Annotated in this window: 22 protein-coding genes and 1 pseudogene; 15 read left to right on the plus strand and 8 right to left on the minus strand. The window is 66.5% G+C overall.

Going from position 1 to position 20,687, the window contains the following annotated elements:
- Positions 1-58: 58 nt before the first annotated feature.
- Positions 59-787 (plus strand): OmpW/AlkL family protein, encoded by a 729-nt coding sequence (locus tag FAZ69_RS31420; protein ID WP_136899108.1) that lies wholly within the window; start codon positions 59-61, stop codon positions 785-787.
- Positions 788-892: 105 nt separating this feature from the next.
- Here FAZ69_RS31420 and FAZ69_RS31425 read toward each other — a convergent pair whose 3' ends face one another.
- Positions 893-1,135 (minus strand): hypothetical protein, encoded by a 243-nt coding sequence (locus FAZ69_RS31425; protein WP_136899110.1) that lies wholly within the window; start codon positions 1,133-1,135, stop codon positions 893-895.
- Positions 1,136-1,433: 298 nt separating this feature from the next.
- Here FAZ69_RS31425 and FAZ69_RS31430 point away from each other — a divergent pair, with 298 nt between their 5' ends.
- On the plus strand, positions 1,434-2,228 hold the full coding sequence (locus FAZ69_RS31430; protein WP_136899112.1) for a hypothetical protein: 795 nt from the start codon (positions 1,434-1,436) through the stop codon (positions 2,226-2,228).
- A gap of 14 nt (positions 2,229-2,242) precedes the next feature.
- Here the strand turns inward: FAZ69_RS31430 and FAZ69_RS31435 are convergent, their stop codons facing one another.
- A complete protein-coding gene (locus tag FAZ69_RS31435) occupies positions 2,243-2,674 on the minus strand; it encodes a cupin domain-containing protein (protein ID WP_136899114.1) in 432 nt (143 codons plus the stop codon).
- Between the two features lie 302 nt (positions 2,675-2,976).
- Between FAZ69_RS31435 and FAZ69_RS31440 the strand changes: the two genes are divergently transcribed.
- A complete protein-coding gene (locus tag FAZ69_RS31440) occupies positions 2,977-4,074 on the plus strand; it encodes a GGDEF domain-containing protein (RefSeq protein WP_136899116.1) in 1,098 nt (365 codons plus the stop codon).
- A gap of 24 nt (positions 4,075-4,098) precedes the next feature.
- Here FAZ69_RS31440 and FAZ69_RS31445 read toward each other — a convergent pair whose 3' ends face one another.
- The gene (locus FAZ69_RS31445) at positions 4,099-5,859 is read right to left on the minus strand and encodes a peptidoglycan D,D-transpeptidase FtsI family protein (protein ID WP_136899118.1); all 1,761 of its coding nucleotides are present in this window, start codon (positions 5,857-5,859) and stop codon (positions 4,099-4,101) included.
- A 189-nt stretch (positions 5,860-6,048) separates the two neighbouring features.
- Between FAZ69_RS31445 and FAZ69_RS31450 the strand changes: the two genes are divergently transcribed.
- The 8 genes from FAZ69_RS31450 (at position 6,049) to FAZ69_RS31485 (ending at position 11,383) form a co-directional block, all read left to right on the plus strand.
- Positions 6,049-6,582, plus strand: a complete 534-nt coding sequence (locus tag FAZ69_RS31450) for a DUF4142 domain-containing protein (protein WP_136899120.1) — start codon at positions 6,049-6,051, stop codon at positions 6,580-6,582.
- Positions 6,575-6,931: a cupredoxin domain-containing protein gene (locus FAZ69_RS31455; protein WP_136899122.1), complete on the plus strand. Its 357-nt coding sequence runs from the start codon at positions 6,575-6,577 to the stop codon at positions 6,929-6,931. The genes FAZ69_RS31450 and FAZ69_RS31455 overlap by 8 nt, the downstream gene beginning before the upstream one ends.
- Positions 6,932-6,951: 20 nt before the next feature.
- Positions 6,952-7,653, plus strand: coding sequence for an RNA polymerase sigma factor (locus FAZ69_RS31460; protein ID WP_136899124.1), 702 nt, complete (start codon positions 6,952-6,954; stop codon positions 7,651-7,653).
- Positions 7,650-8,048, plus strand: coding sequence for a hypothetical protein (locus FAZ69_RS31465; RefSeq protein ID WP_136899126.1), 399 nt, complete (start codon positions 7,650-7,652; stop codon positions 8,046-8,048). The genes FAZ69_RS31460 and FAZ69_RS31465 overlap by 4 nt, the downstream gene beginning before the upstream one ends.
- A gap of 331 nt (positions 8,049-8,379) precedes the next feature.
- On the plus strand, positions 8,380-8,904 hold the full coding sequence (locus FAZ69_RS31470; protein ID WP_136899128.1) for a chemotaxis protein CheW: 525 nt from the start codon (positions 8,380-8,382) through the stop codon (positions 8,902-8,904).
- Between the two features lie 78 nt (positions 8,905-8,982).
- The gene (locus FAZ69_RS31475) at positions 8,983-10,704 is read left to right on the plus strand and encodes a methyl-accepting chemotaxis protein (RefSeq protein WP_255451595.1); all 1,722 of its coding nucleotides are present in this window, start codon (positions 8,983-8,985) and stop codon (positions 10,702-10,704) included.
- 162 nt (positions 10,705-10,866) lie between these two features.
- Positions 10,867-11,151 (plus strand): hypothetical protein, encoded by a 285-nt coding sequence (locus FAZ69_RS31480; RefSeq protein WP_136899130.1) that lies wholly within the window; start codon positions 10,867-10,869, stop codon positions 11,149-11,151.
- A 31-nt stretch (positions 11,152-11,182) separates the two neighbouring features.
- Positions 11,183-11,383: a hypothetical protein gene (locus FAZ69_RS31485; RefSeq protein ID WP_136899132.1), complete on the plus strand. Its 201-nt coding sequence runs from the start codon at positions 11,183-11,185 to the stop codon at positions 11,381-11,383.
- Between the two features lie 93 nt (positions 11,384-11,476).
- Here FAZ69_RS31485 and FAZ69_RS31490 read toward each other — a convergent pair whose 3' ends face one another.
- Positions 11,477-12,463: a zinc-dependent alcohol dehydrogenase family protein gene (locus FAZ69_RS31490; protein ID WP_136899134.1), complete on the minus strand. Its 987-nt coding sequence runs from the start codon at positions 12,461-12,463 to the stop codon at positions 11,477-11,479.
- A 177-nt stretch (positions 12,464-12,640) separates the two neighbouring features.
- Between FAZ69_RS31490 and FAZ69_RS31495 the strand changes: the two genes are divergently transcribed.
- Positions 12,641-12,952 (plus strand): high-potential iron-sulfur protein, encoded by a 312-nt coding sequence (locus tag FAZ69_RS31495; RefSeq protein ID WP_136899136.1) that lies wholly within the window; start codon positions 12,641-12,643, stop codon positions 12,950-12,952.
- 70 nt (positions 12,953-13,022) lie between these two features.
- Here FAZ69_RS31495 and FAZ69_RS31500 read toward each other — a convergent pair whose 3' ends face one another.
- From FAZ69_RS31500 to FAZ69_RS31510, 4 genes are all read right to left on the minus strand, one after another.
- Entirely contained in the window at positions 13,023-14,564 is a 1,542-nt protein-coding gene (locus FAZ69_RS31500) for a methyl-accepting chemotaxis protein (protein WP_136899147.1), read from the minus strand.
- Between the two features lie 183 nt (positions 14,565-14,747).
- A complete protein-coding gene (locus FAZ69_RS33505; RefSeq protein WP_169708832.1) occupies positions 14,748-14,900 on the minus strand; it encodes a hypothetical protein in 153 nt (50 codons plus the stop codon).
- Between the two features lie 48 nt (positions 14,901-14,948).
- A complete protein-coding gene (locus tag FAZ69_RS31505; RefSeq protein ID WP_136899138.1) occupies positions 14,949-16,517 on the minus strand; it encodes a TIGR03915 family putative DNA repair protein in 1,569 nt (522 codons plus the stop codon).
- Between the two features lie 75 nt (positions 16,518-16,592).
- On the minus strand, positions 16,593-17,177 hold the full coding sequence (locus FAZ69_RS31510) for a nucleotidyltransferase family protein (RefSeq protein ID WP_136899141.1): 585 nt from the start codon (positions 17,175-17,177) through the stop codon (positions 16,593-16,595).
- Positions 17,178-17,298: 121 nt separating this feature from the next.
- Between FAZ69_RS31510 and FAZ69_RS31515 the strand changes: the two genes are divergently transcribed.
- The 3 genes and pseudogenes from FAZ69_RS31515 to FAZ69_RS31525 all read left to right on the plus strand — a co-directional run.
- Complete coding sequence (locus FAZ69_RS31515; protein WP_136899143.1) at positions 17,299-17,868, plus strand: cysteine hydrolase family protein; 570 nt, start codon at positions 17,299-17,301, stop codon at positions 17,866-17,868.
- Positions 17,865-18,845 carry an alanine:cation symporter family protein gene (locus FAZ69_RS31520; protein WP_240702546.1) on the plus strand — a complete coding sequence of 327 codons (981 nt, stop codon included), beginning with the start codon at positions 17,865-17,867 and terminating at the stop codon, positions 18,843-18,845. The genes FAZ69_RS31515 and FAZ69_RS31520 overlap by 4 nt, the downstream gene beginning before the upstream one ends.
- 157 nt (positions 18,846-19,002) lie before the next feature.
- Positions 19,003-20,687 (plus strand): annotated as a pseudogene (locus FAZ69_RS31525) (chitinase); the annotation flags it as partial.

Below are 20,687 nucleotides of genomic sequence, written 5' to 3' on the forward strand. Positions count from 1 at the left end.
GAATCGAACGGTCGTGCACATAGAATCGCCTTCACGCAGTCAACTACATGGAGGAGATATGAAGCACAACCGAGCGATCGGCATGGCGGTCGCATTGCTGGCGAGCACGGCGGCGCACGCGCAAAGCGCGGGCGAATTCGTCACCAACGTAGGCTGGTTCCACTTGTCGCCGCAGGTGTCGAGCCAGCCGTTCACCATCAACGCACTCGGTGCGAGCACGACGTCGGCGGGCTCGGGAGCGAGCGTCGACAGCGCGGACACGATCGGCTTTACCGCGGCCTACTTCATTACCGATCACATCGCGGCCGAAGCGGTGTTCGGCGTCCCGCCCAAGTACACGCTGTCAGGCGCCGGAACGCTCGCCGCGCTCGGCACCATGGGCTCGGCCTACGAGTGGAGCCCGACCCTGCTCGCGAAGTACTACTTCAACGATGCGCAAAGCCACTTCCGGCCGTTCGTCGGCGCGGGCGCCGCTTATGTCTGGTACAGCGGGGTCAAGCTCAGCTCGGCCGTGTCGAGCGGCGCGTTTCTGTATTCGTCGACCTACGGCACGGCGCTCGAGGGGACCACCACCGCGAAGCTGAGCAGTTCGTTCGCGCCGGTCGCCAATGCGGGCTTCGTCTATAACTTCGACAAGCACTGGTCGGCGGGGCTGTCGGTCTCCTACATGTGGCTGTCGACGCGCGCAACGCTCACGACTCAGTCGAGCGTCGGAACGGTGACGAGCACCTCGAAGATCAAGCTCAATCCGATCGTGACGTATGCATCCATCGGGTACCGGTTCTAAGACCGGCCGCGTTTCCTGTTTCGCGGTTCGCGGCGGCGCGCAGGCCGGTTCTTGCGCCGCCGCGTCCGGCCGCGAACGCCATCGCGTGGACGCGCGAACGGGCCTTCAGGACAGCCTGCAGAAGACGCCCGTGCTCACGTCCACCCACAACATTTGCCCATCCGTCTTGTGGCTGTACACGAGCGCGCGCGCCTCGCCGCGATGGCAGCCGAGAAAGCCCAGTACCGCCTGCATGGTGTGCTTGCCCCGGTAGCGCAAGGATCGCGTCGTGTCGCCGCTGCCGCTGACGATCACGATCGGGTTGATGCGCACCATGCGAGCAATCTGCTCTTGCGTTGCCATTGGCATCGGGTCCTCCGCGAGTTGTGGTTACGTGCGGAATAACGTCGCCGGCATCTTTTGACTTGAGCGTTGGAAAGGGGCGGTAAGCGGGCCGGTCAGATTGGGTAGGAAACGGGCGCTGTTGCGGCGCCGTTCGCTTCGTACAATGGCCCGAGCACATTGTTTGCAAGGTGGTCTGGTGAATGGGAAGCCGGCGCACGTGGCGCGTTTTCTGACATTTCTGCGATTTCTTGCCGTCTTCTGCGCGGCCTGTTTCAACGGTGCGGCGCCGGCCCATGCGGACTGCCTTTCGAGCAGCGGGTCGGTGCTGGCGCTTTCGTTGCCGCCGGCGCGCATCGCGGTGCCGCTCAACGCGCCGGTGGGGGCGACGCTGGGGACGCTCCATGTCGCCGCCGTGAGCGACATTCCGCTCAAATGCAGCGGTGAATCGAACGCGCGCGAAGTGCGGCTGACGCGGGACCCGGTGCCCGTGCCGGATTTCAAGGACGTCTATCGCACCAATGTCGCCGGCATCGGCATGCGGGTGAGCGCGAGCGGCGGAAGCTTCGCGGGCATCGACGATGGCGCGCGCCCGGCTCCGTACAAAGTTGCGCTGCCGCCGAAGGCGGAGCGGCTGACGGGTTTCGGAGCCGAGATCGTTTTCATCAAGATCGGCGCGACGCACGACGGCGTGCTCGCCGAGGGCCGGCTGCTGACCGTGCTGGCAGGCGGTGCGGACCTCGTCGACGTCGACGTGCCGGCGAACGCTGTCGTCTTTGCCTCGTCGCAGTGCGAGGCTGTGCGCGCGAACGGCATGGTCGCGGCAGGCGTGGGCACGGGAGGGGCGTTTACGCAGGAGAGCGTGCTCGTGAGCGCGGGCTGCAATCCGGAGCTCAGCGTCATGGTGCAGGTGACCCAGCCTTACGTGTATCGGGGAGAGTCGCTCGTGCTTGCGCCGGGGCCTGACGCGAGCCGCACCGCGGGCGTCGCGCGCACACGCGCGGCACGCGCCGCGGGAAGTCTCGCGGACGGCGTGTCGGCGGGCCTGACGGGCGGCGCCGCCCTATCCGGTGCGGGAGGACCGGGCACAGCCGGCCGTGCCGGCGATTTTCGCCGTTGACGGAAGGCCGCGGTTTACGTCGCGGCGGGCCACGGCGTGACAGCGGGCACTTCGCAGACCGGTTCGGCGTCGATCGTCTTGAAGCCGGCGGGCGCGACGATTTCCAGATACTCCATATCCGGCGAATAGTCGAACAGGTAATGCACGATGCCGGGCGCCTGATGTACGCAGTCTCCCGCCGCCACGAGCGTTTCCTGGCCGCCGTACATGAAGCGGGCCCAGCCCTTCAGCATGATGACGATGTGGAACTCGGCCTCGTGCCGGTGCCAGCCGGTGCCATGCGCGGGCGGGATGTTCGCTTTCACGAGCTGCGCGAGCACCTTGCCGCCCGTCGCCTCGGCGATCCCGAGATCGCGGTAGAGAAAGAAGTCTCGCAGACCGTTGTCGACGTACGGCGTGTCTTGCGGACGGACATGCGAGAACCGGGTTGCGAGTGAGGCAGTCATGTCGATGCTCCTCGGCCGGAGGGCCCGCTTAAAGCCTAGCATCTGGCGTTCCATGTTGCCTGGCGCCGTGCGGCGGCGGTTGCCGTGCTTGGACACGGCGCTGCGGGGCCGGGAAACGGTGCATCGACGCGCCCGGTTGTGGCGCGCGCACCGCATTGGAATGTGCTGCTTCCTTCGTCGTTGTGGCCGTAAGCGGCATGTAAGCGCCGGCGCTCTCCCTCAAGACTTCCCCGCACCAGCCGTTATCAAGAGCGTTGAGGCTCATCTGCCTCGTAACGGTTCGAGGCCGTCCCCCGCACAACGTGACCGACGACTCTCAGAAGCGCCTATCGGAGCAGCTTCGCGTGCTCGTTCAGACCGTCCAGCAAAACGAGCGGACGCTGCGCCGCTTTCAGGACGTCGAACTGGCGCTGATCGGCGCGCAGGATTTCGCTTCGTTCCTCGACATTCTCTTCGTCCGCCTGCCGCAGGAGTTCCGGCTGCATTCGGTGCGCCTGTGGGCGGACCAGACGTGCGCGCTGCTCGGCGATCTGCTCACGTCCGATGCCGAGCCGGGCTCGCCGCGTACCGGACTCCTCGTCGACGAGGCGGCCCGCGACGCGGGCGCGCAGCTCTGCGCGGACGGCGCGCCGTGGCTCGGCCGTACGGACGACAGCGCGGAGCGCCGGCTCGCGGCATTCTTCGGCGACGCGCCGCCCAAGAGCGCGATCGTGCTGCCGCTCATGTTGCCGCTCACGCAGCACGGCGCGACGCTCGGTTACCTGTGCCTGGCCAGCAGCGATCCGGCCCGCTTCGCGCCGGGCATGGCGACCGACATTCTCGAGCGCTTCGCGAGCATCGTGACGGCGAGCCTCGACAACGTCGCGCACCGCGAGCGCCTGAAGCGCCTCGGCATGACGGATGCGCTGACGGGTCTGGCGAACCGGCGTCACTTCGACGAACGGCTGCGCGAGGAGGTGATGCGCGCGGCGCGCCACGGCATGCCGGTCGCGTGCCTGTTCGCCGACATCGATCATTTCAAGCGCATCAACGATACGCACGGCCACGCGGCCGGCGACCGCGCGCTGATCGCGGCGGGTGGTTGCGTGCGCAACCAGTTGCGCGGGACCGACATCCTCGCGCGTTACGGCGGCGAGGAGTTCGCGGCGCTGCTCGTGCAGACGGATTTGGCCGGAGCGCGGATCGTCGCGGAGCGGATCCGGGACGCGGTGGCCGGGCTCGAAGTGCTCGACGAGCGCGGCGAGCGCATCGCGTTGACGCTGTCGCTCGGCATCGCCGTGAGGACGATCGACGCCGGCCGCGACGCCGCCGAGGCGGCGCATGAGCTGATCGAAGACGCCGATCAGGCGATGTATCGCGCGAAACGCAACGGGCGCGATCGGGTGGAAGAGGCGGGTTAGGGCCTGTTCACGCCGGCTCGTCGATCAAGCATCGGGCGGCACGCCGAACAGCTGCAGCGTCCCGCCCGTCACGGCGGAAAACACCGGTCCGGCCACGGTCCCGCCGTAGAAGCCGCGTCCCGAAGGTTCGTCGATCATCACCGCGACGATGATGCGCGGATCGCTCATCGGCGCCATGCCTACGAAGAGCGACCGGTACTTGTGCTTCGCGTACGACGCGCCGGCCTGCTTGCGCGCCGTCCCCGTCTTGCCGCCGACGCGGTAGCCCGCGACCTGCGCGGCGCGCCCCGTGCCGCCCGTGCCGACCGCCATCTCCAGCATCGCGCGGATCTGAGCGGCAGTGGCGGGCTTCGTCACGCGGGTGCCCGGGCGCGACGGGCTGCCGTTGCCCGCTTGTGCGCCGGAGCCTGCATCGAGGCCGGCGGCCGCATCGCTATCGACGAGCAGCGTCGCCGGGTGCAACGTGCCGTCGCCCGCATACGCGGTGTAGATCTGCGCGATCTGCAGGAGCGAGGTCGAGAGGCCATAGCCGTACGCCATCGTCGCCTGCTCGATCGGCCGCCAGCGCTTGTAGGGCCGCAGCCGGCCCGAGGCGACGCCGGGGAACGTCAGGTCCGGCGCGCGCCCGAGCCCATACTCCTGGTACTTGGTCCAGATCGTCTCGGGCGGCAGCGAGAGCGCGAGCTTCGCGAGCGCGATGTTGCTCGACTTCTGGATCGCCTCGGCGACCGTGATCGTGCCGTGATTCGAGGTGTCGTGGATCACGCTCGGGCCGATCTTGTAGCTGCCGGGCCCGGTGTTGATCAGCGTCTGCGGCCCCACCTTGCCTTCGTCCATCGATAGCGCGACGACGAGCGGCTTGATCGTCGAGCCGGGCTCGAAGGTGTCGGTCAGCGCGCGGTTGCGCAGCTGCGTGCCCGTCAGGCGCGTGCGATCGTTCGGATCGAAGGTCGGGTAGTTCGCGAGCGCGAGAATATCGCCGTTTTTCGCATCGAGCACGACGACGCTGCCCGCCTCCGCGTGATTCAGCGAGACCGCCGCCTTCAGTTGTGCGAACGCGAGCTGTTGCACGCGGCGGTCGATCGTGAGCCGCACCGTCGCGCCGTTCTGCGGCGGCACGAGCGGGCGCGTATCGGAGACGATGCGGCCGAGCCGGTCGCGGATCACTTCGCGCTGCCCGGGTGCGCCGACGAGGCGCGCGTCGGCCGCGAGCTCGACGCCTTCCTGACCTTTGTCCTCGATGTCGGTGAAGCCGACCACGTGCGCGGCCGATTCCCCCTCCGGGTAGAAGCGCTTCGAATCGGCAAGCTGGGTGATACCCGCGAGATCGAGCGCGGCGATCTTGTTCGCGGTGTCGGCATCGATCTGACGCTTGAGCAGCACGAACGAGCGGCTCGGGTCCAGGCGCCGTTCCAGTTCCGCGACCGGCACATCGAGCAGCTTCGCGAGCGCCGGGTAGCAGCCTTTGTCGACGAGCTTGGGCGTCGCCCATATCTCGTACGTGGCGAGGCTGACGGCAAGCAGCGCGCCGTGCCTGTCGACGATGCGCCCGCGCATCGCATCGAGCTCGATCGTGCGCTGATAGCGTTTCTGTCCTTGATTGGCGTAGAAGTCCTGATTGGCGATCTGGATCCAGAACGCGCGCGCGGCCAGTGCGGAAAAGCCGATGAACACGAGCACGACGATGAAGGTCGAGCGCCAGGCCGGCAAGCGCGGCGCGAGCACTGCGTTCTTCGCCACCGGCGCGTAGAGGTCCTGCGACTGCGTTTTCTTCTTGAAGATCATGGTCCGAGTACGGGGTGCAAACGCGTGAGGCTGAGTGAAGCCAGTGATTGTAATGAAAACGTAATATGAATGCGAAACGCGGAACAGGGGTTTCCGACGCGACATCCAATGCCATGAAACCGGCCGCAACGTCGAAAAATACGGCGCCGCGGGCGCGGAGCCGGACGCGCGGCCGACAGGAGACCTCTCATGAAGCTGATCAGCATTGCCTGGCTCGGGACCTTGGCCTTTTTCGCCGGCGCGGCGCAGGCGCAAAGCGCCGGCCCCACCGATCCGCAGATCGCGGCCATCGTGGTGACCGCCAACCAGGTCGACATCGACGCGGGCAAGCTCGCGGAATCGAAAACCCAGTCGAAGGACGTCAAGGCCTTCGCGCAACGCATGATCACGGACCACACGGGCGTCAACCAGGCGGCCGTCGACCTCGTGCACAAGCTCGGCGTGACGCCGGAAGACAACGCGACGGCGCAGAGCCTCAAGACTGGCGGCGACGCGAACCTCGCCAACCTGAAGACCCTGAGCGGCTTGCAATTCGATCGCGCCTACATCGATCACGAAGTCGCCTATCACGAGAGCGTGATCGACGCGCTCGACAAGACGTTGATACCGAGCGCCAAGAACGCAGAGCTGAAGGCGCTGCTCGTGAAAGTGCGGCCGGCGTTCATCGCGCATCTCGACCACGCCAAGCATCTGCAGCAAGCGCTGGGGAAGAGCGGTGCGTGAGCGCCGGGGCGCTTCGGGCGCGAGAGCGCGGGTCGGGCTGGCCGTTGCGATTGCCGTTTTGCTCGCAACGGCGGCGCCTCTTCATGCCGATGCCGCACCCGCGACGTTCGTCGTCACGATCGAGCAGATGCGCTTCGATCCGCCCGTGCTGACGGTGCGGCGCGGCGATCGCGTGGTGTGGGTCAACAAGGACCTGTTTCCGCACACGGCGAGCGCGGCCTCGAAAGCGTTCGACTCACGCAGCATCGCGCCGAATGCGACCTGGAGCTACGTCGCTCGCATGCCCGGGAGCTTTCCCTATGGGTGCGACTTCCACCCGACGATGCGTGGCACACTGATCGTCAGGTGACGCAAAGAGACGAGGACCTCATGGACCGTGCTCGCACTGCCTTGCAGTCCGCCGCCGACGACGACCTGTCGATCGCGCGCCGCATCGCCGCCGGCGACCGCGCCGCGTTCGAGCTGATGATGCGCCGCCACAACCGGCGCTTGTACCGTCTGGCGCGCGCCGCTTTGCGCAACGACGCCGAGGCGGAGGACGCGCTGCAGGACGCCTACGTATCGGCCTACCGCTCGATCGGCCGGTTTCGCGGCGACGCCGCGCTCTTCACCTGGCTTGCGCGGCTCGTGCTCAACGAATGCTTTGGCCGTCTGCGCCGTGAGAACCGCCGCCAGAACGTCTTTCCGATCGTGGAGCTGCCTTCGTCCGCGGATATCGAAGCCATGAGCGCGAATGAATCCGATTCTCCAGACAACGCCGCCGCGCGCGCCGAAGTGCGAGCGCTCGTCGAGCGCAAGCTCGACGCGCTGCCCGAGGCGTTTCGCGTGGTCTTCATGCTGCGTTCGGTCGAGGAAATGAGCGTCGAGGAGACTGCGCAGTGTCTCGCGATTCCCGAGGCGACCGTGCGCAGCCGGCACTTTCGCGCGAAGAGCATGCTGCGCGAATCGCTCGCGCGCGAGATCGACCTGGCCGAGCGCGATCTGTTCGAGTTTGGCGGCAGGCAGTGCGACGGGGTGGTCGCGAAAGTCTTGCATCGGCTCGGCGCAGCGGAAGGGGAGTGGACGCGATGAGCGCGAATTCGCTTCGTGTGTACGGCAACGCCGTTTTCAGGGTTGGCGTGCTGTGCAGCGCGTTCGTAATGTTGGGCGCGGACGTCTTCGTGAGCGCATGGGGTGCCGAGGCGCGTGAAATCCGAATCGTGTCGGGCACTTATGGCGGAAATTGCGGCGCGCCGCAAAGCAATGCGACGCGCGATCTCGCGCGTCGATGCGATGGGCGGATGACGTGCCGCTATGTCGTCGACCAGCCGCCTGCCGTTCCGCTGCAGGCTGCATGCAAGGCCGATTTTCAGGCGGCGTGGAAGTGTAATCACACCGAACGCCATGTCGCGGCGCTGAGCCCCGAAGCCACGCCGGGCAGCACGCTCGTGTTGAGTTGCGTGAGGCCGACGGGCGCGGGCAAATAGCGAGGGCGCGGCAATCTGGCCTAGATCATCGCCGCGCAACCTTGCTCATCAACGGGTTCAGACTTCCTCCTCCTGAGGCCTTGGCAAAAATTAAGCGAATCCTTACCGAAGAATCAGTGCGGCCCGACTCTGCCTTATTGGGGCAGTACCGATATAAAGACTTTCGCCTAGCCTTCTGATCCTGACCGTTCAGACAGCTTCCGATGTAAGCGCTTTCACCCGCGGACTTCGATTTCGCGGCCTGGGGTCGAACCGGCACCCAGGCTCGCACGGCAACCAGCGGCACCCGCATACGGACGGGCCCACCCACTTCGAAGAATCCAGGACGGACATGAACCAGACACGGCAGTTGCCGAACGGTTTGCATCAGACGCCGGCATCGGCCCAACACGCCGCGAGGGAATACCTCGCGTTCGTGCTCGGCGCGGAGCACTACGCCATCGACATTCTTTGCGTGCAGGAAATTCGCGGCTACAGCCACGTGACGCATATCGCCAACGCGCCGGCGCACATCAAAGGCATCCTCAACCTGCGCGGCGTGATCGTGCCGATCCTCGACCTGCGCATCCGCTTCGGCAACGCCAGCCCGACCTACAACGACCAGACCATCGTCATCGTGCTGAACGTGCTGAACCGCGTCGTCGGCGTGGTCGTCGATGCGGTCTCCGACGTGGTGAAGATCGCCGCGCAAGACATCATGCCGCCACCGCAGCTGGGCACAGCAGCGTTGACGGCGCACATCGTCGGCGTCGCCTCGCGCGACGAACGCATGCTGATCGTGCTGGACATCCAGGGCGTGCTTGCGGACGACGATTCCCATCGGCTCGATCTCGCAGCGATGGTGCGCGAGAGCTGAGCCGAACCGAACCGGGACGCTCGACCCAGGAAGCTTCCCAAGACGACAACACACCCTACGACCCATGGAGTTCAATCAGTGCAACTGACTGTTCGCAACAAACTTTTGGCCGTCATCGTGATGGCCGTGCTCGGCATGATAGGCCTGAGCCTTTTCCTCCTCGTCCAGCTCGACCAGTCCAACGACCGTTCGGCCGCGCTGTTTCAGCAGGACTTTCATAACGGGGCGACCATCGGCGAGATCGACGGTCTGCTGACCCGCTCGGACATCAACATCCTGCGCATGATCGCCATCGGCGATCCGGCGTCGATCGCCAACTGGAAGCGCGAGAACGAAGAACGCTTTGCCGCCGTGGACAAGGACCTGAACGCGCTCGCGGCGAGCAGCGACAGCGCGCAGGCGGCCACCGTCGCGAACCTGCAGAGTGCCTACCACCGCATGCAGGCCGGCATGAAGCATCAGGTCGAAAAGATCGAGGCCGGCGACATCAAGGGCGGGGCCGAAGTCAACCGGCTCGAAGTGAAGGACAACGCCAACCAGGTCTTCGGCATCCTGTCGGACATGAAGCGCAACGTGCAGGCCACGGCCCAGACGCGAGTGAACGCCAACGACGACGCCGCAGTCCGCACGCGCTATCTGTCGATCGCGGCCCTCGCCGTCGTGGCCCTCGGCGCGCTCGCGCTCGGGCTGTACGTGGTGCGCGCGGTCACGGCCGCGCTGCACGACGCGCTGCGCGTCGCGAATCACATCGCGGACGGCAAGCTCGGCAACGACGTTGCGAGCTCCGTGCGCGACGAAACCGGGCTGCTGCTCGACGCGCTCCGCAAAATGGACCGCCAGCTCTGCGACACCGTCGGCGCGATCAAGGCAACCACCGAATCGGTGACGGTCGCGTCGCAGGAAATCTCGAGCGGCAACACCGATCTGTCCGCGCGCACTGAGCAGCAGGCAAGCTCGCTCGAAGAGACGGCGGCCAGCATGACGCAGTTGACCGAGACCGTGAAGCAGAACGCCGACAACGCGCGGCAGGCCAATGCGCTGGCCACGCGCGCGACCGATCTGGCCGACACGGGCAACGACGCCGTGCAGGGCATGGTCGGCACGATCGAGAAGATCAGCGGCAGTTCGAGCAAGATTTCGGAAATCACGGGCGTGATCGAGGGCATCGCGTTCCAGACCAACATTCTGGCGCTCAACGCGGCGGTGGAAGCCGCGCGCGCCGGCGAGCAGGGACGCGGCTTCGCCGTCGTCGCGAGCGAGGTGCGCAGCCTGGCGCAGCGCAGCGCCGCCGCGGCGAAGGAGATCAAGGAGCTGATCGGCTCGTCGGTCGCGATGATCGAGGACGGTGCGAAGCAGGCCGGCGACGTCGGCACGACGATGGGGCAGGTCAAGCAGGCGATCAAGCAGGTCTCGGACATCGTCGGCGAAATCGCCGCGGCCTCCGAAGAGCAGAGCCGCGGCATCGAGCAGGTCAACCAGGCTGTCACGCAGATGGATGAAGTCACGCAGCAGAATGCGGCGCTCGTCGAAGAGGCCGCCGCGGCCGCGCAGTCGCTCGAAGAGCAGGCGGGCAGCCTGAAGGATGCCGTGTCGGTGTTCAAGCTCGCCGGCGCCGTGGCCGCCACGCCGCTTGCCGTGTCGCGAGCGGTGGTGCCGCAGAGCCGGCCGCGCATCGTCGCGCGCACGGCACCGCAGCCTCGCAAGCAGACAAAGGCGAGCGCGCTGCCGTCCGGCGTCGCGGCAGGCGCGGTTGTCGCTGCGCCCGCGGACAGCGCAGAAGAAGTGTGGGAGACATTCTGACGGCAGCGAGGGCGATCGGGGACGAGGCCCGTACGGACGCGCCCGATCGCCGCCGCAGAACCATGGAGGAGGCGCCGTGACCGGCGCAGCGAAGCGGGGCCGGCCGCGGCGTAGGATGATCGATGTGAGCGTGAGTGAAGAACGATGATGGATGAGAAACGGATGGAAGCACTGAGGCAGGCCTCGGCGAAGAACGTCGAGCGTGTCGCGCGAATCGGAGCGCAGGTCGTGGTCATGAGCAAGCTGCTCGATGCGATGCTGCCGCAACTCACGCTGGTGCAGTGCGTCGAGGTCGAGCGGGCGTTCCGCGACGGCATCGAAGACGCCATGGCGTGCGTGGACGACATCGCGATGCCGGGGCCGTATCACTCGACGCTGCTGGAATTGACGAACTTGTATCTTGCGGTATTGAACATCGACCGTCAGGCGCGCAGCGCAAGCCATTGATTTTCGCGGGAGCAGTATGGAGCGCCGTTTCATGTCTCGCCGGGGAGCCGTCGCCTATCTCGTTGCGACCTTGGACCAGTTCGTTTTTCAGCACAAGGAAGCCGCGACGGACGGCGAGCGCAGAGAGCTTCAGCAGCGCATCGATTCGCTCAAGCAGTTGACGCTGGACGTTCGCGCGGGACGCATCGACGCCTTCGCGGCGCCGGGCGTGGTCATCGTCATCAAGGACTGACGGCTTCGCGCCATCGTCATTGGCATCGCCAAGGAGTGTGCCGCTTGCCTCGCTATTTCGAGCGCCCCGGCGGCGCGCCGGGCGCATGATCGCTCAGCGCGTCGTCAACACCGCCGCGCCCGCGAGCCTTCCGCTGCGCAGGTCGTCCAAGGCGCGGTTCGCGTCGGCGAGCGGGTAGGGCGTCGTCTTGATCTGCAAGGGTGTTTGTGCCGCGATTTGCATGAACGCATGACCGTCCGCGCGCGTGAGGTTGGCGACCGACGCGACGCGGCGCTCGCCCCACAACAGCGCGTAAGGAAACGACGGCACGTCGCTCATGTGAATGCCGCCGCACACGACGATGCCGCCCTTGGCCACCGCGCGCAGCGCGGCCGGTATCAGCGAGCCGGCAGGCGCGAAGATCAGCGCGGCATCGAGCGCCGCCGGCGCGGTCTCGTCGCTGCCGCCGGCCCAGGTCACGCCCAGCTCGAGCGCGAACTGCTGCGAAGCCGTCGCGCCGGGGCGCGTGAATGCGTAGACCTCGCGGCCCTGGTGACGCGCGACCTGCGCGACGATGTGCGCGGCCGCGCCGAAACCGTAGATGCCGATGCGCCGGGCGTCGCCCGCCATTGCGAGCGTGCGGTAGCCGATGAGGCCCGCGCACAGGAGCGGCGCGGCGTCGAGATCCGGATAGCGCGCGGGCAAACGGAAGCAGTAGCGGCTGTCGGCGACGGTGCGCTCGGCGTAGCCGCCGTCGAGCGTGTAGCCGGTGAAGCCGGGCGTCTCGCAAAGGTTCTCCCTGCCGCTTGCGCAGTAGCGGCAATGGCCGCAGGTCTGGCCGGTCCACGGCACGCCGACCCTCTCGCCGATCGCAAACCCGGTGACGTCGCGCCCGAGCGCGGCCACGGTGCCGACGATTTCGTGTCCCGGGATCAGCGGCCGTTTCGGATGCGCGAGCTCGCCGTCGATCACGTGCAGGTCGGTGCGGCAGACGCCGCACGCATGAATGTCGATCAGCAACTGATCGGCGGCCGGTTGCGGATCGGGCACCTCGCGTTCCTGCAAAACCGGCGTGCTTCCGTCGAAAACCATCGCTCGCATGGACCTCTCCTCCGGCGTGGCGAGCCGGGTTCGAAATATGCCGGCCGTCTGGCGTCTTCAGCAGGCGGCTAACGGAAAACGGGAGAAGCGGCGCCGGCATGCGTATTGCGCCGGCGGCCGTTGCCTTTCGATTCAGGGAAGTGCGCCGCCGACTCTTTTGCAAAAGGGGGCATCGAGATGCCCATTTCCCGTCGTCGTTTCATGATAGTCGCTGCATCCGCCGCCTCGGCGGTCTTCCTTCCCGGCGAGGCGCGCTCGGATGCGCCGCTGCTTTCGGAGCGCGATCCGACCGCGCAGGCGCTCGGCTACAAGGCCGATGCCGCGCAGGTCGGCAAGACCCGGTTTCCGAAATACGTGCAGGGACAGACCTGCGTCAGTTGCCAGCTCCATCAAGGCAAGCCCGGCGCCGCGACTGGTCCGTGCGTGACCTATGGCGGCAAGCCGGTCTATGCGAAGGGATGGTGCAACGCGTATGTGAAGAAAGCGTAGGAGGAGGGGGGCGTGCGGCGCTCGCTGGGAAGCCGCACGGTCCGTTCAGACTTGAGGCGGGATTTGACGATCAGGCCGGCAACGCAAAGCTCGAGATCGCTTCGCGCAGCGAGCCCACCTGATCCTTGAGCGAGTGCGCCGCCGCCGCGGCCTCTTCGACGAGCGCGGCATTTTGCTGCGTGACCTGATCCATCTCGCCGACCGCGCGGTTCACCTGCTCGATGCCGGCGCTTTGCTCGCGCGCCGCATGGCTGATCTCTTCGAGGATCTCGTTGACGCGCCGCACGGACTGCACGATCTCGCCCATCGTCGAGCCCGCGTTCGCGACGAGCGCCGCGCCCTGATCGACGGTGTGCGTCGACGATTCGATCAGCACCTTGATCTCCTTCGCCGCGGTCGCCGAGCGCTGCGCGAGGCTGCGCACTTCCGAGGCGACGACGGCGAAGCCGCGCCCCTGCTCGCCGGCGCGCGCCGCTTCGACGGCTGCGTTCAGCGCGAGGATGTTGGTCTGGAACGCGATGCCGTCGATCACGCCGATGATGTCGCCGATTTTCTGCGAGCTCGAGGTGATTTCGCTCATCGTGCGCACGACGTCGTCGACGACGCTGCTGCCGCGCATCGCGACGCCCGCGGCCTGCTCGGCCAGGCGCGCGGCCTGGGTCGCGCTTTCGGCGCTCTGCTTCACGTTCGACGTCATCTGATCCATGCTCGACGCCGTCTGCACGAGCGCCGCGGCCTGCTGCTCGGTGCGCTGGGACAGGTCGGTATTGCCCGCTGCGATTTCGTTGGCGCCGACGTTGATGTTCTCGGTGCCGGTGCGCACCCGGCTGACGGCGGCAACCAGCCCTTCGCGCATCGTCGCGAGCGCGTGCATCAGGCTGAAGTCGTCGCCGTGCTGGAGCGGCACGCGCACCGTGAGGTCGCCTTGCGCGATGCGCTGCGCGGACTCGACCGCGAGCTCGATGTCGCCGCCGAGGCTGCGGCGCACGCTGCGCAGCAAGAGCACCACCGCGATGGTGGCCACGATGCCGAGCACGGCGATGATGCCGAACCAGCGCAGCGCGCCTGCGATCACGGTGTCCTGCACATCGTCCATGTACATGCCGGTGACGAGGCACCAGTCCCACGGGGCAAAGCGCCGCGAGTAGCTCGTCTTCGCGACCGGCTGGTCGTGGCCCGGCTTCGGCCAGTCGTAGCTGACGAAGCCGCCGCCGTCCTGGTTCGCGGCCCTCACGATGTCCGTGAACAGGTTGCGGCCGCTCGGGTCCTTGAAGTTCGCCATGTTCTTGCCGACCAGCTCCGGCTTGAACGGATGCATCAGCATGGTGGCTTGCGAATCGTTGACCGCGAAGTAGCCGTCCTTGCCGTAGCGCAGCTTGGAGATCGTTTCGAGCGCTTTTTTCTTGGCGTCGTCTTCGCTCATCGTGTGCTGCTGGGACGCCGTGTAGTAGAAGTTGGCGATGCTCGTCGCTTCGTCGACGAGCGAGACCAACTGATCGCGCCGGTCGGCCAGCGTCGACGCGCGGTTCTGCCACGCGCCCAGCACGCCGATCAGCACGAGGCCGATCCACAGCACGGCGATCATCGAGCCGAGCTTCTGGTTCAAGGTCAGTTTATGCATGAGTTGCTTTCTCGAGTGGTCGGTCAGTCAACGGCCTTTCGCTTGGGATTGAAAGGCCGCGCCCATCCGAGATGACGGCAGCACAACTGATATGGATTAGCTAGGGGAAACCCCTAATCTTTCCCATTATTTGTATGAATGAACCGGGCTGTGAACGGCTTGCGGACGGGCCGTTCAGACCGGGTCCTTGTCGGGCGGGCCTTCGGGGCGCTGCGGCTCGTCGTTGTGGTGTCCCGGCGATGGCGGCACGAACGGATCGCCTTCGGGATCGCGTGTCGGATCGGCGGGCCGCTCGGGAATCGGCGTGGTGTGCATGCTGTAGCTCATGAGCTCACCTGCGAAGGAAGAGGGCGGGTCAAGCGCCCTTGTCATGAGTTATACGTCATCCCGTGCGCGCTTCGCTGCGTTTTTTGCGGCCAGTTGGCGCGCCCGCACGAGCGCGGCGACGAGGGTCGCGACGATCTCTTCGCGCAGCTTCGCGTCGGACGTGCGCAGCGCATACGCCGGATGATAGGTCGGCACGATCAGCCAGCCGTCGTGCGAAACGGTTTGTCCGAGGTACTCCGACAGGCTGAGCGGCTGCCGCGTCAGCGCGCGCAGGGCCGTCGTGCCGAGCGCCACGATGGCGCGCGGCTGCACGCGCTTCAGCTCGTCGTCGAGCCAATAGCCGCAGGCCTCGACTTCGCTGGGCGGGGGCGTCTTGTGCACGCGGATCGTGCTTTGTCCGTGGGCCGTCTGCCTGGGCGAGTCCAGCACGTCCCATTTCCCATGCTTGAGCGCATTCGTCAGGTAGAGCCCGGAGCGCTCGAGCTCCGCGCGGCGCAACACTTCGTCGAGCAATTCGCCCGCTGCGCCGCGCAGCGGTTCGCCGGCGATCTCGTCCTGCTCGCCGGGCTGCTCGCCGACCAGCATGATCGCCGCGGGGACCGGGCCTGCGCCCGCGACCGGCTTCCACTTGCTGCGCCATATTCCGCAGAGCTTGCAGGCCGCAAGCGAGGCGGGCGGCGCGCGCGAGCCCGGGGAAGCGGCGGGGGGCTTGGGCTCGGGCGCGGGGACGCTGACCGTGGACGAGGCTGGCGCCGCCTGCGCCGCCTGCCGCGAGCTGGCGAGCGGCCTCACGGCAAACGCGGGCGAGTGCCGGCCGTTCGCGGGCGGCTTCCAGTAGCGCACGGGCAGGTGCGACGGCAACGCGGCCTCGTAGGGGTAGTCCGGGTTGAAGGTGCTTTCGTAATACGCGAGCCATAGGGCTTCCGCGGCGTCGCCGGTGGCCGCTTCGCCGGTCGAGCTGAGCGACGTCAGCGCTTCTTCGGGCTCGGTCGTGCGGTCGACGCGCAACAGCGCGCCGTCCCAGAAGGCCGCGCCGCAGGGCGTGGCGATGACCCAGCTCGAGCGGCCCATGCGTTTCGCGAAATGCGGGGCGGCGCGCTCGAGCACGTCGTGCCGCGGCTCGAACCAGCCGACGAATTCGGGCGGACCCAGCGGCGGCGCGCGGCGCCTGAAGCGCAGCAGGGCCTGCATCTGCTGGAGCTCCTTGTCGACTTCGCGGATGCGCATGGCGAGGCGCGCGCCGTCGGCGTCCTGCTCGGAGATGACCGAACGCTGGCCTTGGGCCCAGCGCCACAGGATGCGATAGAGAAAGGCCCAGCGATCGGGCGCTCGATAGCAGGCGGCCGCTTCGAGCCTGGTGAGCAGGGAGCGGGGGATGGTAAGAGCGACGGACGCAGCGGGGGCGGCGGTAGCCGTGGCGGTATTCGGCGCTTCCGTTTCCGTTTCTGCTTCCGCTGAACTTTCGGCAAATGCGGGCATGCCGTTGGCGGTCAGCAGGGCTGCACTACCGCCGGCTTCGATCCACTCGACTTCATGCGGAGCGGCGGCCTCCAGAAGCAGCGTTCGCGCGAAGCGCCGCCACGCGGCGAATGAGGGTTCGATTCGGATGCTTTTCATCGGCTTCTCCTGCGCACCGCGCCGCCATCAAATACTGTATAAATATACAGTATTTGATGGCGGCCGTAGCAAGATTCACCGCCGCAAATCCTCCGGCTTGTCGACATCGCCCAGAATCCCCGCGTCGTCGACTTCGATCTTCGTGACCCTGTGCGACGCCAGCAGGCTGCGCGCGCCGACATCGCCGTCGAGCGCGGCGAGCGAGTCGCCATGCTCGGCGTGAAAACCGACCGGATGCCCGCGTTGTCCGCGATACATGGGCACGACGATCGACGCGCCGTCGTCGAGCGTGCGCGCGACCGCATCGATCGTCGCATGGGCGATCCACGGCATGTCGGCGAGCGCGACGATCCAGCCTTCGGCTTCGCCGCTCGCGCGCACGCCGGCGGCGAGGCTTGCGCCCATGCCGCGCTCGGCGTCGAGCGAGAACACGACATCGCAGCCCGCATCGTTGAGCACGTGGGCGAGCGCCTCGGCGCCGGGCCGCACGACGGCGATCACGTGCGGCACCGTGAGCAGCAGCTGATGCGCGGCGGCGCGCGCGACCGGCATGCCGTCGGGAAGCGGCGCGAGCAGCTTGTTTTGCAAACCGAGCGGATCGAAGCGTGAGCCGAGGCCGGCGGCGAGCAGCACACCGGTGGCGGATGAGGCATAGGTCATCGTGCGGGGCCGCGGGGGAAGACGCTTCCGATTGTGCAACGCGCGATGCAGCGCAGCAAGCGCAATGACCGCGAGTCCGTAAAATGAGCGGTTTCCAATCAACTGACCTATTGCACCCGCGATGAAGCCGATCGACTCTTGCGCCGCGCTCGTTCTCATCGATTTGCAAAAGGGCATGCGCGAACCCGCCGCCGGACGCCGCAACCATCCCGATGCCGAGGCTCGCGCCGAGACGCTGTTGGCGCTTTGGCGCCGCACGGCGCGGCCGGTCGTGCATGTGCGGCACATCTCACGCTCGGAGACTTCGCCGTTTCGTCCGGGCCAGCGCGGCGCGGAGTTCCAGGACGCGCTCATGCCGCTCGCGCACGAGCACGTGGTCGAGAAGAACGTGCCGGACGCTTTCGCCGCGAGCGGCCTTGAGCGTTGGCTGCGCGTGCGCGGCATTCGTCAGCTGGTTATCGCCGGCGTCGCGACGAACAATTCCGTGGAGTCCACCGCGCGCTCGGCGGGCAATCTCGGTTTCGAGGCGATCGTCGTCGAGGACGCCTCGTTCACCTTCGACCTGCGCGATCTCAACGGCCGGCTGTGGTCCGCCGAGGACGTGCATGCGCTCTCGCTTGCCAATCTCGCGATGGACTATGCGCAGGTGGCGACGATGGCCGCGATCGTCGAGCGCGCGGGCGGCGCTTGAGCATTCGTGGTCGATGCCGTTTTGGTCAATGCCATCTTTACACGGCCATCGGCACGATCGCCGATACCGTGACCGGCAAGCATCTCGCGCGGCAGTCGACGGTGTACCACTGCATCGCCGTCGGCCTCGTCATCGCGTGCTCGTTCATCATCGTCGTCATCAATTTGCCGCTGATTCCGTATTTCTTTCGCGAAGTCGTGGCCGGGGCGTTCGCGCCGCACGCGCTCTTTGGCGGCGCGATCGGCACGGCGCTGGCGCAGGGCGTCAAGCGCGGGCTGATGTCGAACGAGGCGGGGCAGGGGACGATCACGATGGCCGCGGCGATCGCCGATAACGACCATCCCTGCGAGCAAGGCTTCGTGCAGAGCCTCGGCGTGTTCTTCGACACGATGGTGATCTGCACGCTGACGGGCTTCATCGTCGTGATGGCGCACGTCTGGACGGATACCGTCGACGGGCAGGCGTGGGAGTCGATCCGGGCTTCGAAGATCACGGTTTATCTGGCTTCGGTGCGCTCGCTCGTGCCGGCGCCGGTGGGGCATGTCGTGCAGATCGTGATGTGCGCGTGCTATGGGCTGTTTGCGTTCACCACCTTGCTCGGCATGATTTCGTTTGCGGAAATCTCGGCGAATTTCATCTCGCGCAGCGCGGTTTTCATCAAGGGGATTCGCGTGGCGGGCTCGCTCGTGTTCGTGCCGTTCGGCGCGCTGACGGTGCTCGCGGGGATCGAGCTGCCGAACCTGTGGGCGCTTTCCGATCTGATGAACATCGTGATGGTGCTGCTGAACGTGCCGATCGTGCTGATGAGGGCGGGGATCGTCTATAAGGCGCTCGCGCATTATCGCGAGACGGGCGGCGGGAGGTTCGTGTCGGAGGAGATCGGGGTGGTGACGGAGTATTGGACGGCGGGGCGGGATGGCGGTGTGACGTGTGCGGACCCGTTGCTGGCCGAATTGCCGGTGCGTGCCGAAGACTAGTTCGCCGGCCTTGGTTGCGAAAGCGGGTTGTAACATTGGCTGAAAGGCGTTACTGTCCATTCTCTCAGTTCGGCTCGGTTGTCATATATGGTGACGTCGGGAATAATAATTTCGGAATGCAAAGTACGGAGAGATGGAGAAACAATTCGAACCCAAAATGACTGGCTTTGCCTTTCCGTTCCGCGACGCGAAGGGCAAGGAGATCGTCGACGAGCATGTGTTCTACGAGTGGCTCGCCGACGAGGGAAGCGGGAACTTTGCGGTGAGCGGCTCGGGGATGTGGCATGGCGGCATTCACGTGTCAGCGGAGGGGGCCGGCAAGCACCTGGATTTGCCGTACGGCGTGCGTTGCATCGCGGCTGGCGAAGTGATCGCATACCAAACGAATCGCCTCGCGCTCGCGAGTCACATTCCTGCGGGCGGCGGCGAGCCTGCACAGACGGGCCACTACAGCTCGGCGTTCACGCTGGTGCGCCACACGCTCGAATATCCGGCGAACAACCGGCTGACGTTTTTCAGCCTGTACATGCACCTTCAGAGCGTCGCGGAGTACCGGCAGAAGTCGATGCCGCCGCCGGCATATTGGACACGGTCCCACGCGGTGACGCAGCACGCCATCGACAAGCCCAAAGCCGATGCGCATCACGGTGCGGCGCAATCAGGCCAAGTGGGGCTGAACGTCCGGGATGCGGCGGGCGGCCGAACTGTGCTGGGCATCTTGCCGCGCGGCGCGTGCGTGCGCATCGGCGAGCGGGATCGCAGCGGGAAGTGGGGAAAAATCGAGCAGATCGAGTCCGGCACGCTCATGCCGCCACAGGTGGCGAGCTTCGTGCGGCCTGGTGCGGAAAACGGCTGGGTGTATCTGGGCAAGGAGCGCGGACATTCCCTGCTGACCGAGACGGTGTCGGAGGTGCTGTGCGATCGAGTGATAGTGCCTGCCAAGCCGATTCCCATTGCTGCGGGCGAACTGATCGGCCACCTCGGGCCGTACTGGCAACCGGCTGATCCAGCGCATGACCACCGGATGGTTCATATCGAGGTGTTCTGCGGTGACGAATTACCGGGTTTCCTGAAGGCAAGCCGCGCCGTGGCGAGCAAGATCACGGACTTCAACAAGCTTCCTCTGCTGCGCATCAACAAGGGGGTGAAACTCTTTGCGCGCCCTTCGATCGAGGGCGAGGGCGCGAACGCCGAAGAAACCGCGGTGGTCCAGATCTACAGCCAGGCCGCGCTCGATGCGTTGCCGGCGGACCACAAGGGGCCGAAGGACGACGCGCTCGGAAGCGGTCAGCCGTGGTGGCGCGTGACGAGCGCCAACAGCCGCGATGCCGACATCAGTGGGTGGGTGCGTAACCGGCAAATGCCACCGAAGGGTGGTGTGACGCGCGAATCGCCCCACGGATGGATGGACTTCGAGACGGTGAGCGGCGCCGACGCGGGCAATCCGACGATCTTCAACACGGTCGATGCATGGCTGGACCACGTGCTATGCGAAGACAAGCCGGCGACAGGCAATGTCGACAAGCTCAAACCGCTGGCGTGCAACGTGTATCGGCTGCTGTCGCCGAGGCGCGACGAGAAGCAGGCGGCTGACGAGCTGCGCACGCACAAGCGGGAGAAGTGGCTGCGCTTTCGGGCGTCGCGGTTGATCCCGAAGCATCGCAGCGAGTGGGCGAGCCAGGGCGAGTATTTGAGTTTCTTCGAGCAGGTGCTGCGGCGCGTGGCGAAGGAGCCGTATCACGATGCGGAGATCGAGCGGGTCAAGAAGCTGGTGTGGTGGGATGAGGTGCGCAACGCGGTGAAGGGGGAGTTTCCGGCGAGTCCGGATGTGTTTCATATTCA

The organism is Trinickia terrae, from assembly GCF_005144415.1.
Lineage (GTDB): Bacteria > Pseudomonadota > Gammaproteobacteria > Burkholderiales > Burkholderiaceae > Trinickia_A > Trinickia_A terrae.

Coding starts and splice junctions, on each gene's coding strand:
- FAZ69_RS31445 (WP_136899118.1), bottom strand. CDS start 5,859: ATGATCTTCAAGAAGAAAACGCAGTCGCAGGACCTCTACGCGCCGGTG.
- FAZ69_RS31470 (WP_136899128.1), top strand. CDS start 8,380: ATGAACCAGACACGGCAGTTGCCGAACGGTTTGCATCAGACGCCGGCA.
- FAZ69_RS31505 (WP_136899138.1), bottom strand. CDS start 16,517: ATGAAAAGCATCCGAATCGAACCCTCATTCGCCGCGTGGCGGCGCTTC.
- FAZ69_RS33505 (WP_169708832.1), bottom strand. CDS start 14,900: ATGAGCTACAGCATGCACACCACGCCGATTCCCGAGCGGCCCGCCGAT.
- FAZ69_RS31465 (WP_136899126.1), top strand. CDS start 7,650: ATGAGCGCGAATTCGCTTCGTGTGTACGGCAACGCCGTTTTCAGGGTT.
- FAZ69_RS31425 (WP_136899110.1), bottom strand. CDS start 1,135: ATGCCAATGGCAACGCAAGAGCAGATTGCTCGCATGGTGCGCATCAAC.
- FAZ69_RS31490 (WP_136899134.1), bottom strand. CDS start 12,463: ATGCGAGCGATGGTTTTCGACGGAAGCACGCCGGTTTTGCAGGAACGC.
- FAZ69_RS31510 (WP_136899141.1), bottom strand. CDS start 17,177: ATGACCTATGCCTCATCCGCCACCGGTGTGCTGCTCGCCGCCGGCCTC.
- FAZ69_RS31485 (WP_136899132.1), top strand. CDS start 11,183: ATGTCTCGCCGGGGAGCCGTCGCCTATCTCGTTGCGACCTTGGACCAG.
- FAZ69_RS31480 (WP_136899130.1), top strand. CDS start 10,867: ATGGAAGCACTGAGGCAGGCCTCGGCGAAGAACGTCGAGCGTGTCGCG.
- FAZ69_RS31495 (WP_136899136.1), top strand. CDS start 12,641: ATGCCCATTTCCCGTCGTCGTTTCATGATAGTCGCTGCATCCGCCGCC.
- FAZ69_RS31460 (WP_136899124.1), top strand. CDS start 6,952: ATGGACCGTGCTCGCACTGCCTTGCAGTCCGCCGCCGACGACGACCTG.
- FAZ69_RS31420 (WP_136899108.1), top strand. CDS start 59: ATGAAGCACAACCGAGCGATCGGCATGGCGGTCGCATTGCTGGCGAGC.
- FAZ69_RS31450 (WP_136899120.1), top strand. CDS start 6,049: ATGAAGCTGATCAGCATTGCCTGGCTCGGGACCTTGGCCTTTTTCGCC.
- FAZ69_RS31435 (WP_136899114.1), bottom strand. CDS start 2,674: ATGACTGCCTCACTCGCAACCCGGTTCTCGCATGTCCGTCCGCAAGAC.
- FAZ69_RS31515 (WP_136899143.1), top strand. CDS start 17,299: ATGAAGCCGATCGACTCTTGCGCCGCGCTCGTTCTCATCGATTTGCAA.